The sequence below is a fragment of the Butyricicoccus sp. AM27-36 genome (genome assembly GCF_003480945.1).
Lineage (GTDB): Bacteria > Bacillota > Clostridia > Oscillospirales > Butyricicoccaceae > Agathobaculum > Agathobaculum butyriciproducens.
The window spans coordinates 450,642-467,390 of sequence record NZ_QUJR01000001.1 but is presented as its reverse complement, the minus strand read 5'-3'; the positions used below and the strand labels follow the sequence as shown (position 1 = coordinate 467,390).

Below are 16,749 nucleotides of genomic sequence, written 5' to 3'. Positions count from 1 at the left end.
AAGCGGCGGTGCTTTGCGGAAATTTTGTGTCCTGACTTTGTTGCAGTTTCACGGTAATACATCGAGTATTACCGCAAAACTGTGCCTCGCCAGTACGCAAAATTTACTCGCAAATCACTCTTGTTCAATTATGCGGTATTACCTAAAGTTACGCCTTTTCAGAGGACGCAGCCGCATCGGCTGCGTCCTTTTTCCATTCCAGAACTGCCGTGTTTCCTTCTGTGCGGCAAAGTACAAACGCCGGTGCCAGCGCGAACGGCTTTTTCGGATCGAACGGACATTGCAGACGCAGTCCGGTCTCGGTCGGCTGAATCTGCACGTTTTCGCTGGATAAAAGCGCGTCCAGGACCGTATCTCCGGTGACAAGCGGCGGCTTAGGCGGCGCATTGCTCTGCGGCAAAGGCTCCGGCGCAGACGCGAGATAGAACCGTTCGGGTTCGCCCTCACAGCCAGTCTCATGCAGCATTTGCCGCGAAAGATGCCGGCGCAAACGCAGACGGCCATGCTCCGGTGCAGGCAGACCGACCCGCAGGATGTTTCCGTTCACAACCGCATAGCAGCGCAGCAGTTCGTTCCCGCAGACGGCGCAGTCGAGATTGACCTGTACGCCGCAGGCATCCGGGGTCCAGTCGATCGTACCGATTGGGTTGTTGTTACAGAATACGTCTGCGCGCATGGGCGGTTCTCCTTTCTGTGCAAATTTGAATTTTACTACTTGCTAAAGCATATAGAATGGGAGCCAACCTTTGGCTGGGAGGTCCAAAAGGATAGACACCAAGGTTTGCCCGTAGGCCACTAAACCTTGTTCCCGCGCCGTGCGCGGATTAAATGAGTACTATCCTCTTGGGACTCCAGTTTCCTTTGCTTGTTAGTCTGGCGCCAATTTCCTATATGTGACCGCTGCGAAAAGGGGAACGGCAGTCGGGTTACCACAGCGTTTCTTTCGCAAAATATGCGCAGTTCACAGACAGCGTACTGCTACACATATCGGAAAGCCTACGCAGAGGGCGGCACGGCTATGCCGCCCAAAGATTACGCCTGCGATTGCAGTGTGGCACGCGCTGTCTGACGCAGAAGAGACCCTTGTCAGCGTGTAAGGGTAGGCCGACTGCCGTTCCCCTTTTCGAAGCGGTCGCCGGTCTCTGGTCTGCGTCAAGCTAAGAAACAAAGGGAAAAGGGAGTTAAGAGGGTAGTACTCATTTAATCCGCGCACGGCGCGGGAACAAGGTTTAGTGGCCTACGGGCAAACCTTGGTGTCTATCCTCTTGCCCCAGCCGCGGGCGCGTCACATTCCCCGTTTGTGAAACGGATCACAAATCAACATTTGTACATAAAAAGCGCATACCCCATAAAAGGATATGCGCTTTCTCCCGCCGTTATACGGCTTACCCCTGCACCGAGCCGAGTCCGAAGCTGACTGCCAGTGCTTCATCGACGTGCCGCATGGCTTTTTCGTCGAGCGAGCCCATTTTCTCGCGCAGGCGGCGTTTGTCCAGCGTGCGAATCTGCTCGGTCAGGATGATGGAATCCTTGGTCAGTCCGTAGTTCGGCGCACCGACCGTGATATGCGTCGGCATTTTCGCCTTGTTGATCTGCGATGTAATAGCGGCGGCGATCACGGTCGGACTGTACCGATTGCCGACGTTGTTCTGCACGATCAGCACCGGTCGGATGCCGCCCTGCTCACTGCCAACCACCGGACTGAGATCGGCATAGTAAATATCGCCTCGTTTGATGTTGCTATCCACTTTGGTTCACACTCCGATGAAATAGATTTACGGTGCTGCCTGATGGTTTTCCCGCAAACCTATTTTCCCCGTGTCACACAAAATTATAACTGTATAATGCAGAAAAGCGGAGAGAGAAAAATCTCCTCCGCTTCAAAGCTGTCGCGAAACTACAGTTTCGCCGACAAGCAGGAACGGACCGCAGGCCGTTCCAAAGTCGTCCGAAAGTTCCTGTTCAGAAACTTTCTCCCTCCAGAAGTAAGAAAACCGTGATACATGCTCCCGGTTTTCTTGCATTTGCAACGCAAATGCTGTTTTAATAGCGCTGCCGCGCGATACTATCAAACTAACAGGATACCGACTTTGAGAGACAAATGAAGCGAGGGAAAATCCCTCGCTTCATCTTATGCACGCAATGTCAGTAAATTACCGATAGAAGCGCGGCACGCGCCGGCTGATGGCGCACAGCACCTCGTACGAGATGGTGCCTGCCGCGTCTGCTGCGTCCTCTGCCGTCCAGCCCTCCGGACCGAACACGGTCACCTCATCGCCGCGATGTACGTCTACGCCCTCCGGAATACGCACCATGCACATATCCATGCAGATACGGCCGAGCACGGGCGCTTTCACGCCGCCGAGCAGCACCTGCGCCTTGCCCGAGCCGGTACGCAGATAGCCGTCCGCGTATCCCATCGAGATAACCGCCATACGGGTCGGCTCTGCCGTCTCGAAGGTGCGGCCATAGCTGATGGTCGTATTCTCCGGAATATCGCGCACCTGCACCACACGCGCCTTGACGGTCATGGCGGGTCTCAGATCGAGCACCGGCGGCACAGAGGCATCCGGGCGATAGCCGTACAGGATAATGCCCGCGCGGGTCATCGTGCAGTGCATCTTCTCGTAGGTCTGGATGGCGCCGCTGTTCGCACAGTGGCGCAGCGGCAGGTCAAGACCGGCCGCTTGCAGACCCTCGCACACATCCGAGAAGCGCTTGTACTGCAATTCCGTGTACGCCTCGCCGGAGGGCACGTCGGCAACCGCAAAATGCGTGAAAATGCCTTCGCTGATCAGGCCCGGCAGCTTGGAGCACGCAAGGATATCCTGCACGGTCTGCTCACACTCCCACGACGGGAAGCCGAGCCGCGTCATGCCGGTATCCAGCTTGTAGTGTACGGTGACCGGCTTGCCGGTGCGCTCTGCTGCCGCGCTGATGAGTTCTGCGGTCTCGCGGTCGTACACCGGCACGGTGATGCCGTACTGTGCCGCCGTGTCCATGTCCTTCTCGTCCACATAGCCAAGGATGAGGATGGGCGTTTCGATGCCTGCTTCTCGCAGCTCCACACCCTCCGGAATGGTCGCTACCGCAAAATACGGTGCGTCCATCTTCTCCAGCCGCTTAGCCACCTGTACGGCACCGTGACCGTATGCGTCCGCCTTAACGACACACAGGACCGGCGCCTGCGCCTGCTCGCAGATCACGCGATAATTATGCTCGATCGCACCGAGGTCGATCTCCGCCCAAGTGCGGTGTTGATTTACTTCCATTGTTTTCGTCACTCCAACAGAACCGTTTGGCTCCTGATTTACTGACAGGATTCCACCTGTATGGTCAGCACGCGCGCACCGTCCTCATACAGCTCGGCATAGACCGGCTGCAGATCGCTTTGCCGCAGCCACACCTGCTTTTCCACGCTGTCGTCTGCATTTTCATAGCGCAGCACGAGCAGGCTCTCGCCGTTCGTGCGCTCGCTCCACACCTGCGCAGGCACAGCATACCGCAGATCGTTCAGCAGGCAGAACCACGCGTCTGCCGGTGTCAGTCCGGTATGCCGAGGAGCAATATCATCCAGCTGCAAGTCGTTGTACTGCAGCGTGAACGCGCCGTTCTCCTCACCTGAGATGCGCCCGCCGATACCGGCGACCGACTCCGGTGCGGTCAGCGTGAAGGAATCGCTGTCCTCTCTATTATAGACATAGTCGCTTTCAAATTCCAGTACAGATTCGTCCAAATCCGAGATTATTTTCAAATGCGCCGTACAGCTGTCCAGCGATGCGAAATGCGCACGCACATCCTCGGCACTCTTTTCCGCCGAGCGGCCGCAGCCGCAGAGCAGAACAAGCGCCGCCAAACCACACAGCAGCCTGTTCAGATTACCACTCCTTTGACCGGTTTATCACCATGTTTTCGAGTTATATCGTTTCAGCAGAATCGGCAGCTGCGTCAGCATATCGCTCGGCGTCATACCGTATTCGCTCAGAGCGTTCGCCGCCAGATCTCCGGCTCTGCCGTGCAGCCACGCCGCCGTACAGGCCGCCCGAACCGCGTCAATGCCCTGTCCGCACAGCGAAACCAGCATGCCTGCCAGAACATCCCCGCTGCCGCCTTTCGCCATGCCGGGATTGCCCGAGGTATTGCGATAGCAGCCGCCGTCCGGCGTGAAAATGCGGGTGCGGTGTCCCTTATAGAGCACAATGCACCGATAGTCCTGCGCGAACTGTGCCGCGTCCGCAGCGGTCGCGGCCGGCTTGCCGCTGAGCCGTGCGAACTCGCCCGCGTGCGGCGTGAGCACGACCGGCTTTGCCGTTCGCCGCAATATATCCTTATGCCCGGTAATCGAATTTATGCCGTCCGCATCGAGTACAATCTGGCAGGCAGCTTTTTCGAGCAGAGTACACACGATTTCGGTCAGCGTATCCGAACGGCCGAGTCCGCACCCGATGAGCAGCGCGTCCGCCTTTTCGGCAAGCGCAAGCAGCTTCGGCAGTGCGTCCATGGAAAACAACCCGTTTTCATCCTGCGGCATGGGCCGCACGACCGGCTCATTCAGCTTGACCGCCAGCACCGGCCACGCACCCTGCGGAACTGCCAGCGTCACAACGCCGCTTCCCATGCGGACCGCGCCCTGTGCCGAAAAATATGCCGCACCTGTATATCCTGCCGAGCCGCACACGCACAGAATGCGGCCGTAGTCGTTTTTATTTGTCTCCGGATTGCGCGAATGCAGTACACCGTCCGCGAAGTCCTGGTTTATCTCAATCATATCGTTTCCTTTCAAGTCGAAGCCGCTGCCGCGTTCGCCTGCGCGTGCACTGCGTCGATTGCGAGGACGACCGCCAGTGCAAGTGTTTCGTCTGCGGAATCGGCAATGTCCAGCTGGTAGCAATCACCCCAGGTGAACCACTCCTTGGAGATGGACACGATCTCGCGTCCGTTCTGCGTGATGCGGTACTCATGCGCCCAGAAATCACCCTCGATCGTCCAGTCGAGACCCTCGATCTCGTATTTTTCGTAGAAAAATGTAAGCCGCTTGACGATTTCCGCGCGTTCCACGCCGTCGATGTACACAAAGAACCGCGGCATCATACTGAACACCTTCTGCTGGATGAAGGCAGTCTCGTGTCCGGTCAAGTCGGTGACATACAGCTTCTTGCCCCACGAGAAAAACTCACCCTCGACATGGTATTTGTCGGCGCCGGTTTCATCAAAAACAGTAAATCGATCCACCCAGGAGAATACCTTTTGTTTGATATATAATTTCATATTGATCCACCCCTCTTTTCTTACAGGATAACACGGCGTGTGCTGACCGTCAAGCACGGACGTTCTGCCGCGCTGCCGCATAGGCTGACACGAGGAGGTGATACTTTGGCGATCAAGATTTTTATCGATCAGGGACACAATCCGTCCGGTCCGAACACCGGCGCGGAAGGCGGCGGTCTGCTCGAACAGGATGTGACCTACGCTGTCGGCGTGTATCTGGCTGATCTTCTGCGGGCCGACCCGCGGTTTGAGGTGCGGCTGAGCCGCAACGCACCCGAGGAAATCCTCGGCACAAGCAACGCCACCAGTCTGGCCGAGCGCGTGCGGCTGGCGAATGAGTGGCCTGCGGATTACTTCATCAGCATCCACTGCAACGCGAACGTAAATCCTGCCATCAACGGCACTGAGGTGTATGTTTATCAGGAAAATACGCAGGCGTACTGGCTGGCGCAGCATGTGCTCGCCGGCATTGTTGCGCGTGTCGGCACACGCGATAACGGCGTGCGCATCCGTCCGAGCCTGTATGTCCTGCGGCGGACACAGATGCCTTCGATTCTGGTCGAGCTGGCATACCTGACCAATGCTTCCGATGCGATGAAGCTGGAAAACGATCCGTTCGGGTTTGCACAGGGCATTTATAACGGTCTGCTCAGCTACTTTGATTTTGAACCGTATTAACGAAAAAAAGCGAGAGGTTTTACCTCTCGCTTTGCGCTTATTTTATTAGAAACCGCCAGTCACACCGAGCACCTGTCCGGTAATGAAAGACGACTTATCCGAGCACAGATACAGAATACTGTCCGCGACCTCGGCTGCCGCGCCGACTCTTCCGAGCGGTGTCTGATCGGCAAGCTCCTGCATGGTATCCGCACTGTGCATGGCGTTCATGTCGGTGTCGATCACGCCCGGCGCAATGCAGTTGACCCGGATATTGCTCGGGCCAAGCTCCTGCGCGAGCGACTTGCTCAGGCCGATAATCGCAGCCTTGCTCGCGGAATAATGGCTCTCGCAGGACGCGCCGCACTCCCCCCACATGGACGACACCGTAACGATGCTTCCCTTGTGGTTGTGCAGCATTTCGGGCAGCACGGCGCGAATCGTGCGCACCGTACCCATGAGATTGACATCCAACATGTGCATCCAGTCCGCGTCCGTGATATTTTGGAACAGCTTCTGTTCGGCAATGCCTGCGTTGCAGACCACAGCATCTATCGTGCCGAACCGCGCCTTCACTTCCGCGACCGCGAGTTCCACTGCCGCGGTATCCTGCTGATCGGCTGAAAGTGCAAGTGCGCCGGTCTCCCCAGCGAGCCTGTCCGCCGCTTCCCTGCTTTTGCTGTAAGTAAACGCGGTATTCCATCCGTTTTCGGCAAACACGCGCACACAGGCGGCACCGATACCACGCGAGCCTCCGGTGATGAGAACAGTCTGCGCCATGTTAGATGGCAACCGTCTGCTGTGCCTCGAACAGACACTGGTTCAGATCCTTGCTCTGTGCCAGACCCTCCTCAATGTCGATATCGGTAACAATGTTGTTATCCGAAACAACAACGCGGTTGGTCTTGCCCTCCATCAGAGCACGAACTGCAGCATAACCCATGCGGGTCGCCATAACACGATCCATAGCAGACGGAGAGCCGCCGCGCTGGATGTGACCGAGGATCGTTACACGGGTGTCAATGCCGGTCGCCTCGTGGATCTGGTCTGCAACGTCCTGTGCGGAGCCATAGCCCTCGGCTACGATGATGATATGGTGGTTGCGGCCCTTGATACGGCCGATGCGCATTCTCTCTACGATCTCGGTGTCGAAATCCAGCTGACGCTCGGGCAGGCAGATCGCGGTCGCGCCGACTGCACAGCCAACCTGCAGTGCCAGATGACCTGCACGGCGGCCCATAACCTCTACAACAGAGCAGCGCTCGTGGGACTGCATGGTGTCACGCAGCTTATCAATGCACTCGATCGCGGTATTGCAGGCGGTGTCAAAACCGATGGTGTAATCCGAGCAGCCGATATCATTATCAATGGTACCCGGAACGCCGATGCACGGAACTCCCTTGCGGGAAAGCGCCTGTGCACCGCGGAATGTACCGTCACCGCCGCAGCAGATCAGGCCGTCAATGCCAAGGTAGCGGCAGGTGTCAGCCGCCTTCTGCAGACCTTCCTCAGTCAGCATTTCCTTGCAGCGTGCGGTGTACAGCATGGTGCCGCCCTTGCGGATAATGCCGTCTACACTGCGGGCACCCATCTCGATGATGTCACCGTTGATGAGACCGCTGTAGCCGCGGCGAATGCCAAGAACGGAAATATCGTGTGCGCTTGCGCTGCGGACTACCGAGCGAATAAGTGCGTTCATACCGGGTGCGTCGCCGCCGCTGGTAAGTACGCCGATTCTGCGAATTTGTTTATCCATGATAAAGCCTCCCTGTTGTCGGGTCTGTTTTCTTTCTTAGCGGCACAGTCGATGCCGCACTGACCTCTGTATTGCAGTTCTGTTTCCCTCTGCGGAAACCGTCTCTCTCCCTACGGATAAACACAGTCTCCTATTGTATTATAACATCTTCCTCGCGCAAGAGAAAGCGTAATTTTGTTAAAAATGCAATATCCGGTTTGCACCAGTACCGGCGGGCAGCGAGCGTCTTTTTCTTCGTGTCCATCGGGTAGAGATAGACCGGCGTATCGCCGGGCTGCGTGCGCAAAACCTCTTTAATCTGCGTCCATTCATCACCCTGCAGACTGGAAATACGCAGAAACAGCTTTTGCGGCGCCAGCTTTGCCGCCTGTGCATCGGTGTAGACCGATTTCTGCGTGCCCTTTTTCGGCTGCTGCAGGCTCTCCACCGCACTCTCGGTGAGCGGCTGCGCTTCGTTCAGCAGCACCTTGGGCGCCTCATCCTCCCGGGCGTCGATCTTACCGGTGAGCAGGACTGCGCTGTCCTCGGTGAGATATGCGCCGCACTGCTGCAGCGAACGCGGGAACACGACAAGCTCAATCGCCGCTGTGTCATCCTCTGCGGTGACATATGCCATCATCGAGCCGTTCTTGGTCGATTTCAGACGCACCGCCGTGATAACACAGGCAAGCCGTACGGTCATGCCGTCCTTGTAGACCGGCTGGCTGCTCTCGCCCGTCAGGTCGTCGATGATCTGCTTGACGGAGGCCGCCTGTGCCTTCTGCGTCAGGCTGCGGTACTCGTCCATCGGGTGACCGGAGAGGTACAGACCGGTGGTCTCCTTCTCCATCGCCAGCAGCTCCCGCTTGGGTACTTCCGGAATGTTCGGCATCGCAATCTGCGTGTCGCGCACCTCGTCGTTGCCCATGCCGAATAGGTCCATCTGCCCCTCGATGTTCTTCTTGCGGTTCTGGGCAATGGCATCTACCACGGGATTGACGATTTTCAAAAGCTGACTGCGGTAGTAGTGCATGGAATCGAACGAGCCTGCCTTGATGAGACTTTCAAGGGCTCTGCGATTGAGTTCGCGGTCGTACATGCGCTCGCAGAAATCCTGGAACGAGGTAAACAGGCCGTTCGCCTCTCGCTCCTCGACAAGCTGCTTCATAAACGAGCGTCCCACACCCTTGACGGCTGCCAGACCGAAGCGGATATTCTCGCCCGCAACCGAAAACTCATCGTAAGACTCGTTTACGTCCGGCGGGAGCACCGCGATGCCCATATCACGCGCCGCCTGAATATACTCGGAGATCTTGTCCGAAACATCCAGAACGCTCGTCAGCAGCGCCGCCAGATACTCGCGCGGGTAGTGGCATTTGAGGTACGCCGTGCGGAACGACACGACCGCGTAGCAAACCGCGTGTGCCTTGTTGAACGCATAGTTTGCAAAATCCATGATCTCGTCAAACAGACTTGCCGCAACTGCTTCGGGCACGCCGCGCTTGATAGCGCCGTCAATGCCCAGCTCCTCGTTGCCGTAGATGAAGTTAACGCGCTCCTTTTCCAGCTCCTTCATCTTCTTTTTACTCATGGCGCGGCGCACCATATCTGCCTTGCCGAGCGAATATCCCGCAAGGCTCTGGAACACCTGCATGACCTGTTCCTGATAGATCATACAGCCGTAGGTGACGCTTAAAATCGGCTCGAGCAGCGGATGCTTGTACGTCACCTTTTCCGGATGGTGGCGGCACTCAATGTAGCGCGGAATGGACTGCATCGGACCAGGTCGGTACAGTGCAACGACTGCGGTAATATCTTCGATGGACTGCGGGCGCAGACCGGTAACGACGTTGGTAATGCCCGCGCTTTCCAGCTGGAACACGCCCATGGTCGAGCCCTTGCCGAGCATCTCGTAAGTCGCGGGGTCGCTCATATCCACGTTCTCGATGGAAAAATCCGGCGTGTGACGGCGAATCAGCTTTTCCGCGTCCGCGATAACGGTCAGGTTGCGCAGGCCGAGGAAGTCCATCTTGAGCAGACCAAGTTCCTCGATGGTCACCATCGTAAACTGCGTTACCATCTGGTCGCCGTTGCGCGAAAGCGGAACGTAGGTGTCCACGGGGTTTTTGGTGATAACCACGCCTGCGGCATGCGTCGATGCATTGCGCGGCATGCCCTCGAGCGCACGCGCAGTGTCGATCAGCTCGCGCACCTGCGGCTGCTCGTCATACATTTTCTTGAGTTCCGCGTTGATGGTCAGCGCCTTGTCGATCGTAATGTGCAGTTCGTTCGGCACCTGCTTGGCAACCGCGTCAACGTCGTTGTACGGGATGTTGAGCGCACGGCCGACGTCGCGGATGGCACCGCGGGCAGCCATCGTGCCGAACGTGACAATCTGCGCCACGCGGTCCTTGCCGTACTTGCGGGTAACGTACTCGATAACCTCCGGACGGCGAACATAGCAGAAGTCCACGTCGATATCCGGCATGGAGACACGCTCCGGATTCAAAAATCGCTCGAAGTACAGCGAATAGTGAATCGGGTCAAGGTCGGTGATAGCGAGGCAGTACGACACGATCGAGCCTGCTGCCGAGCCGCGTCCGGGTCCGACAGGAATGCCCTGACTTTTCGCGTAGCCGATAAAGTCGGACACGATGAGGAAGTAATCGACAAAACCCATCTTGGCGATCATGTCGATCTCGTACTGCAGACGCTTGCGCACGGTGCCGTCGTCGTTCGGGTAGCGTCTTGCGAAGCCTTCATCGCACAGCTTCTGCAGATATTCGAGCGAGGTGTAGCCGTCCGGCACATCGAATTCCGGCAGGTGGTACTTGCCAAACTCAAACTCAACCTGACAGCGTTCCGCAATCTTTACCGTGTTGGCGAGTGCCTCCGGGTGCTCTGGAAATAGCGCCGCCATTTCGTCCGCGTCCTTGATGTAGAACTCCTGCGTCTCGAACTTCATGCGGGTCGGGTCATCCACGGTCTTACCCATCTGGATGGACATGAGCACGTCCTGAATGCGCGCATCCGCCTTAGTCAGATAATGCGCGTCGTTCGTTGCCACCAGACCGATATTCAGCTCTCTGGAAAGCTGGTACAGACCTTCATTGACTTTCTGCTGCAGCGGAATGCCGTGGTCCTGAATTTCAAGGTAGAAATGCTCCCGGTCAAAAATATCGAGGAACTGCTCGCAGAGGTCATACGCGCCGTCCATATCGCCGTCCGCCAGCGCACGCGGAATTGCGCCCGCCAGACACGCGGACAGACAAATCAAACCTTCGCTGTGCGCGCGCAGCAGCTCCATGTCGATACGCGGCTTCATATAGAAGCCCTCGGAGAAACCGCACGACACCATGTGGATGAGGTTGCGGTAGCCGGTCATGTTCTCGCACAGCAGGATGAGGTGCGTGTGCCACTCGCCGTTGATGTAGCTGCGGTCAAAGCGCGAATGCGGCGCCAGATACACCTCGCAGCCGATGACCGGATGGATACCCTTCGCCTTGCAAGCGCGGTAAAAGTCGATCACGCCGTACATGACGCCATGGTCGGTCAGCGCGCAAGAGGTCTGCCCCAGCTCTGCCACACGGTCCACCAGCTTTTCGATACGGCAGGCGCCGTCCAGCAGGCTGTATTCGCTGTGGACATGCAGATGTGCAAATGGTACCAATTTAGTCCTCCTTTTCCGCAAGCTCGATAATCTTTTTCAGGCGGTGGCTCAGTCCCGGTTTGGAGATGGGCGGATCGAACCGCTGCGCCAGCTCGGACAGGCTGTCCGTCGGGTATTCCAGACGCAGGCGCACAGTCTCCCACAGGTTGCCCGGAAATGCGTCCTCCCCCCGGCTGTCGATCAGCGCCTGAATCGCCGCAATCTGCCGTGCCGATGCATCGGCGGCCTTCATCATGTTCGCGGTCTCACAGTTGACCTGCCGGTTGATCGTGTTGCGCAGATTCTTCTCTACCTTGGCCTGCATCAGCTCCATCGCCGCGTGCGGCGCACCGATGCGCGTGAGGAAATCCTCCGCGCTTGCGCCGTCCTTGAAGTACAGCAGATACGCGCTGCCGCGCCGTGCCTGCTTGGGCGATAAACCTAAATCGAGCATCAGACTTGTCTCTTCACCTGACAGACTCTGGTGGGTGGTTTTCAACTCGAGATGGCTTTTCTTGTCCGGTCCCGCGACCGTGCCGCCCATGAGGAAGGCACCGCGCAGAAAAGACGCAATGCAGCAGTCCTCCTCGAGCAGATTGCGATTGATATGATAGGTGATATGGCTCTTGCAGTCGTAGCCGAGCGCATCAAACACGCGTCCGATCTGCGCCGGTTCGGTGAGCACAAGCTGCTGCTTGCGGCCTGCCTTCTGCGGCTCGCACTCGACAAAAAACGCGCGTTGCAGCAGTGCCTGCAGGCGGCGGACAACGGTCATGTTCTCCGCCGACAGCCGTATCTCCTTGTGCGAAAAAACCGAGGCATGGAGCAGTGCGCCGTAAATCTCGGCACGCGTGCAGCAGGTACGCTGCATGGATACCCGACACAGCTCGTTTTTTACCTCGGTTGAAAAAGACATATATTCTCTCCGTTCTGTACAGCACGCTTCGCCTGTCCGGAACGAAGCGGGTTTATCTTTGGTAATCGCGGTGCATGGTTACTACACCGTATTCCTGCCTGCGCAGGTGTTCGCTCAGCGCCTCGGTGATAGCGACCGAGCGGTGCTTGCCGCCGGTGCATCCGATGCTGATAATCAGATTCGCCTTGCCTTCCGCGATATAGCGCGGCAGCAGAAAGTCGATCATGCCCGTCAGGTAGCGCATCAGCACATCCGCCGTACCGCCACGGAACACATAATCGCGCACCTCCGGATCGGTGCCGTTGCGCTCGCGCAGGCTCATTTCGTAATAGGGATTGGGCAGGAAACGCACATCAAACACAAGGTCGCTCTCGGGCGGAATGCCGTACTTGAAGCCGAACGACTGTACGATGACCTCAAACACCTCTCCGCTCTCGGTGCCGGAAAACATCGTCAGCAGACGTTCGCGCAGACCGGCAGCAGACAGTCCGGTGGTGTCCACCACAAAGTCGGCACGGTCGCGCAGACCGGACAGCATTTCGCGCTCCTTTTCAATGGCGGCTGTCATGGACATGCCCTTTTCCATCAGCGGATGCTTGCGGCGCGTCTCCTTGTAGCGGCGGATGAGCGTCGGCGTGTCCGTGTTGAGGAACAGGATGCGGTAATCGCAGCCCATGCTCTTGATCGAATCCAACGAATCAAACAGCTGCTGGAAATCGCCGCCTGCACGCACATCGGTGACGAGCGCCACACGTTCATAGCGTTCGGTTGCCGCCAGACAGATCTCCGCGAAGCGCGGTATGAGGGAGATCGGCAGATTATCGACGCAGTAATAGCCTAAGTCCTCAAGCGTGGCGACCGCGCGGCTCTTGCCTGCGCCCGACATACCGGAAATGATCAAAAAATACATGTTACCTTTCCCCCTGCCCTGTGTTTCTGCTGTGATAACGCCGCCGAGCGGCGCTGCTGATTATTTTACGATGCGCACCTCGCACTCCAGCTCCACGCCGAACTGCTCGCGCACCCTGTTCTGCACCAGTTCGATCAGACGCAGCATGTCATCGCATGTTGCACCGCCGCGGTTGATGAGAAATCCCGCGTGCTTTTCCGAAACCTGTGCCGCGCCGACGCTCGTGCCCTTGAGACCGGCCTGCTCGATAAGCTGGCCCGCAAAGTGTCCCACGGGACGCTTAAATGTCGAGCCTGCCGACGGGAAGTTGAGCGGCTGCTTGTCGCGTCTGCGCTGCGCGAAATCGTTCATCTTATCCAGAATCGCCGCCGAATCGCCGTTCTGCAGCTGCATGGTCGAACGTAGCACCGTCCAGTCCGGATGCTTGCGGAACACGCTCGTACGGTAGTCAAAGCCGTGCTCATCGCCCTTGAGGGTGCAGATGTTGCCTTCGCCGTCTACAAATTCAGTCTCCTGCACAATGCCGGCCATCGTGCCGTCATACGCACCCGCATTCATGTAAACCGCGCCGCCCAGACTGCCCGGAATGCCGCCTGCAAACTCGGCTCCGGTCAGACCGGAACGCTGTGCGCGGCGGGCAATGCGGCTGAGCAGCGCACCCGCCTCGGCGGAGACAGTGTTATCCTCATTTACGCGGACTTCATCCAGCTCGGATGTGCAGACAACCGCACCGCGGATGCCCGCATCGGCCACCAGCATGTTGGAGCCGTTGCCGAGCAGCAGGAACGGAATATTGCGCTCGCGCAGTACGGCAAGTGCCGCGGTCAGTTCCCTGCGGGTCTTCGGCTGCACGAACAGGTCGGCCGGTCCGCCGATGGCGAACGTGGTATGGCGGCGCATGAGTTCGTTTTCTGCAATATCTATTTCAGGTGCGGCCTCTCGCAGTGCCGCGATGCAATCCTTAATATGCTCCATAAGGCGTTTAATCCTCCAAAAATCTATATAAAAAGTTTAAGTGGTATACCCTCGGAATTCCTGCCGCGTCATGCGGCGGCGCATCGAAGGTCCGGCACCGGGAGCAGGCTCCAGTTTGTCCTGCCGTGCCGTTTTGGTTTTTGCTTTACTGTTTATTATAACAAATACAAATGGGATAAGCAATCAGTCCAAGCGGGTTTCCGCAGATTTTTTCGGTTAAAAATCGGATTTTTCTCTATTCGGCACCGGCTGAGCGGGGTACACGAACCGCATAAGCGGTTCGCCCCTAACGGGCGGCAGCCTTTTTCTCTGCACCGGCTGACCGGGGTACTCGAACTGCCGCAGGCGTGTTCGCCCTGACGGGGCGGCTCCTTTTCTGCACCGGCTGAGCGGGGCACTCGAACTGCGTCAGCGTGTTCGCCCTATCCGGGCGGCTCCTTTTCTGCACCGGCTGAGCGGGGTACTCGAACTGCCGCTGGCGGGTTCGCCCTTTCCGGGCGGCAGTTTTTTCGCTGAACCTCAGCGGGGGGATTCGCCGTCTGCGGACGGCGGGAACGTTGCGGCGCCCGCCGCGGGGGCAAAAAGGAAGGGACACCTGCGGTTTCCCTTCCTCTTTGGACTCCTACCTTTCCCTTACTTCCTAATCTGGCGCAGATTGCCGACATGTGACCGCTTCGAAATAGGGGAACGGCAGTCGGGTTACCTCAGCGTGTCTTTCTCCGCCTTTTCGCAGTTCACAGACAGCTTACTGCTACACATACGGTTAAATCCACGCAAGCGCAACATACCCGTGTTGCGCAACTCTTTAACGCGTTATACCGCACGGCACCTGCGGATTAAGTATTTGGTACAATTTATCCTCGCAGGCCCTGTCTATCATAACGCGCTCACGAATTGCGCAACACGGGTATGTTGCGCCTGCGCAGGCCCTCCGACCTGTGTAGCAGAACGGTATCTGGCACTGCGTATAGGTTTCAGCATGGGAGCACACTGTGCTCCCCTACGGTAGAAAAAATCCTCTGCCGTTCCCCTATTTCGCAGCGGTCACATGTCGGTAATCTGCGCCAGACCATCCAAGGGAAAGGGGTGATTCACAAGAGGGTGGAAACCGAAGGTGTCTACCCTCTTGTGCGCCCGCGCGGCGTCAGCGCAGTTCCGTTCGCTTCACAAGCGACACTCTGCCGTTCTGCACCAGAACGCAAAAGAGGAACACTGCTGCCTCGCAGTGTCCCTCTTTGCACATATTACTGGTTTTTGTTTTCCTGATCTTTCTGCTGTGCTGCACGGCGGCGCTCTTTTGCGCTCACCGGAGGCATTGTCTCCCGCGCTTCAACGAACGCGTGTGTCTCCGGGTCGATGCGCTTATGCCCGCGATAGTCGTTCGTATCCACGGACAGGCCGCGCTTTTTCAGCAGATGATTGATCTTCTCGGTCAACACGCTGTACAGCACGGCAAACAGCGGCACGCCGATCACCATGCCCGCGAAGCCCATCACGCCGCCGAACAGCAGAATGGCGAACATGACCCAGAAGCTCGACAGTCCGGTGGCGTTGCCGAGGATTTTCGGTCCGAGGATATTGCCGTCAAACTGCTGCAGCAGCAGCACAAAAATGACGAAATACAGCGCCTGCACCGGACTGATGACCATGATCAAAATGGTGCTCGGAACCGCACCGATGAACGGCCCGAAAAACGGGATGATATTGGTCACGCCGATGATAACCGCAATCAGGAGCGCGTACGACGTCGGCATGGTCATCCAGCCGAACGAGATCATAAGACGCATACCGATAAAGCACAGCACACCGATGATCGACGAGTCCATCAGCTTGCCGGTGATGAAGCCGCCGAACACGCGGTGGATATGCGCCACACGAGCCATGATGGCATTCGCCTTTTCAACCGTGAAAAAGCTGTACGTCATCTTTTTCGCCTGTGCGCAGAAGGTGTCCTTGCTGTTGAGAATGTACAGCGCGATAATGACACCGATCAGCAGGTTCATCAGCACATTTACGGTCGTAACAACGCCGCTCATCATGCTGCCGAGCTGCGGCAGCAGGTCATTTTGCGCCCAGTTCATCATCTGTGCGGAGAACTGATCGTACAGGCGCATGAAGCTGTGCTCAAGTTCCGGGTTGTTGTGCAGCAGCGACGCTACCCAGCCGGATATCTCGTTCATATACAGGTCCATCGAATCCACCAGCGAGGTGATACTCGTGACCAGCTGCGGCAGCACCATCCACAGCAGCACGCCTACAACCGCCAGACCGAAGGCCAGCGTCAGCGCACTGCACAAACCCTTGGCAAGCCGTGTGCCGTTTTTAAATTTATGCGACATCGGCGGCTGCAGATTGCGGTACAGCATGTTGAACACCGGCATGAGCAGGTACGCCATCACAAAGCCGTAGATGAACGGGCTGAGGATGCTGAAAAATTTCTTGATTACGCCCCAGATTATTGTCATGCGGAACAGCACGAACACGACCAGCACGCAGGCTACAATGACACCTAACGCAGTCAGCCCCCACTCGATATAGTGCGGCTGCAGGTCAAACCGGGACTTTTTTTCCTGATTGGGATCTTCCAACAATAAACTCCTTCCTGTCAGCTGTCAGAGGATGAAAACGAAGATTGAATA

At 57.3% G+C, this 16,749-nt stretch carries 14 protein-coding genes; 1 reads left to right on the top strand and 13 read right to left on the bottom strand.

Annotation, left to right across the window (positions count from 1 at the left end; translation table 11 throughout):
• Positions 1-148: 148 nt before the first annotated feature.
• From DW724_RS02195 to DW724_RS02170, 6 genes are all read right to left on the bottom strand, one after another.
• Positions 149-676, bottom strand: coding sequence for a hypothetical protein (locus tag DW724_RS02195; protein WP_117487829.1), 528 nt, complete (start codon positions 674-676; stop codon positions 149-151).
• Between the two features lie 709 nt (positions 677-1,385).
• Positions 1,386-1,748: a type II toxin-antitoxin system PemK/MazF family toxin gene (locus tag DW724_RS02190; protein WP_110437051.1), complete on the bottom strand. Its 363-nt coding sequence runs from the start codon at positions 1,746-1,748 to the stop codon at positions 1,386-1,388.
• Positions 1,749-2,153: 405 nt separating this feature from the next.
• Entirely contained in the window at positions 2,154-3,272 is a 1,119-nt protein-coding gene (alr, locus tag DW724_RS02185; RefSeq protein WP_118760493.1) for an alanine racemase, read from the bottom strand.
• Between the two features lie 38 nt (positions 3,273-3,310).
• The gene (locus DW724_RS02180; RefSeq protein WP_118760492.1) at positions 3,311-3,856 is read right to left on the bottom strand and encodes a hypothetical protein; all 546 of its coding nucleotides are present in this window, start codon (positions 3,854-3,856) and stop codon (positions 3,311-3,313) included.
• A 45-nt stretch (positions 3,857-3,901) separates the two neighbouring features.
• Positions 3,902-4,768, bottom strand: a complete 867-nt coding sequence (locus DW724_RS02175; RefSeq protein ID WP_118760491.1) for an NAD(P)H-hydrate dehydratase — start codon at positions 4,766-4,768, stop codon at positions 3,902-3,904.
• An 11-nt stretch (positions 4,769-4,779) separates the two neighbouring features.
• Complete coding sequence (locus tag DW724_RS02170; protein WP_117487840.1) at positions 4,780-5,268, bottom strand: LURP-one-related/scramblase family protein; 489 nt, start codon at positions 5,266-5,268, stop codon at positions 4,780-4,782.
• 105 nt (positions 5,269-5,373) lie between these two features.
• Between DW724_RS02170 and DW724_RS02165 the strand changes: the two genes are divergently transcribed.
• Positions 5,374-5,946: an N-acetylmuramoyl-L-alanine amidase family protein gene (locus DW724_RS02165; protein ID WP_118760489.1), complete on the top strand. Its 573-nt coding sequence runs from the start codon at positions 5,374-5,376 to the stop codon at positions 5,944-5,946.
• Between the two features lie 45 nt (positions 5,947-5,991).
• On the opposite strand, the gene DW724_RS02160 is transcribed toward DW724_RS02165, so the two are convergent.
• From DW724_RS02160 to DW724_RS02130, 7 genes are all read right to left on the bottom strand, one after another.
• The gene (locus DW724_RS02160) at positions 5,992-6,705 is read right to left on the bottom strand and encodes an SDR family NAD(P)-dependent oxidoreductase (protein ID WP_118479474.1); all 714 of its coding nucleotides are present in this window, start codon (positions 6,703-6,705) and stop codon (positions 5,992-5,994) included.
• Position 6,706: 1 nt separating this feature from the next.
• Positions 6,707-7,681 carry a 6-phosphofructokinase gene (gene pfkA, locus DW724_RS02155; RefSeq protein WP_117751128.1) on the bottom strand — a complete coding sequence of 325 codons (975 nt, stop codon included), beginning with the start codon at positions 7,679-7,681 and terminating at the stop codon, positions 6,707-6,709.
• A 130-nt stretch (positions 7,682-7,811) separates the two neighbouring features.
• Positions 7,812-11,330 (bottom strand): DNA polymerase III subunit alpha, encoded by a 3,519-nt coding sequence (locus tag DW724_RS02150; protein WP_118760488.1) that lies wholly within the window; start codon positions 11,328-11,330, stop codon positions 7,812-7,814.
• Position 11,331: 1 nt separating this feature from the next.
• Entirely contained in the window at positions 11,332-12,225 is an 894-nt protein-coding gene (whiA, locus tag DW724_RS02145) for a DNA-binding protein WhiA (RefSeq protein ID WP_118564269.1), read from the bottom strand.
• A gap of 52 nt (positions 12,226-12,277) precedes the next feature.
• Positions 12,278-13,135, bottom strand: a complete 858-nt coding sequence (rapZ, locus tag DW724_RS02140) for an RNase adapter RapZ (protein ID WP_118729577.1) — start codon at positions 13,133-13,135, stop codon at positions 12,278-12,280.
• 60 nt (positions 13,136-13,195) lie between these two features.
• Positions 13,196-14,110 carry a UDP-N-acetylmuramate dehydrogenase gene (murB, locus tag DW724_RS02135; protein ID WP_110437063.1) on the bottom strand — a complete coding sequence of 305 codons (915 nt, stop codon included), beginning with the start codon at positions 14,108-14,110 and terminating at the stop codon, positions 13,196-13,198.
• A gap of 1,244 nt (positions 14,111-15,354) precedes the next feature.
• Positions 15,355-16,698, bottom strand: a complete 1,344-nt coding sequence (locus tag DW724_RS02130; protein WP_243105673.1) for an AI-2E family transporter — start codon at positions 16,696-16,698, stop codon at positions 15,355-15,357.
• Positions 16,699-16,749: the final 51 nt, after the last annotated feature.

Coding starts and splice junctions, on each gene's coding strand:
- DW724_RS02195 (WP_117487829.1), bottom strand. CDS start 676: ATGCGCGCAGACGTATTCTGTAACAACAACCCAATCGGTACGATCGAC.
- alr (WP_118760493.1), bottom strand. CDS start 3,272: ATGGAAGTAAATCAACACCGCACTTGGGCGGAGATCGACCTCGGTGCG.
- DW724_RS02175 (WP_118760491.1), bottom strand. CDS start 4,768: ATGATTGAGATAAACCAGGACTTCGCGGACGGTGTACTGCATTCGCGC.
- DW724_RS02170 (WP_117487840.1), bottom strand. CDS start 5,268: ATGAAATTATATATCAAACAAAAGGTATTCTCCTGGGTGGATCGATTT.
- DW724_RS02160 (WP_118479474.1), bottom strand. CDS start 6,705: ATGGCGCAGACTGTTCTCATCACCGGAGGCTCGCGTGGTATCGGTGCC.
- pfkA (WP_117751128.1), bottom strand. CDS start 7,681: ATGGATAAACAAATTCGCAGAATCGGCGTACTTACCAGCGGCGGCGAC.
- whiA (WP_118564269.1), bottom strand. CDS start 12,225: ATGTCTTTTTCAACCGAGGTAAAAAACGAGCTGTGTCGGGTATCCATG.
- rapZ (WP_118729577.1), bottom strand. CDS start 13,135: ATGTATTTTTTGATCATTTCCGGTATGTCGGGCGCAGGCAAGAGCCGC.
- murB (WP_110437063.1), bottom strand. CDS start 14,110: ATGGAGCATATTAAGGATTGCATCGCGGCACTGCGAGAGGCCGCACCT.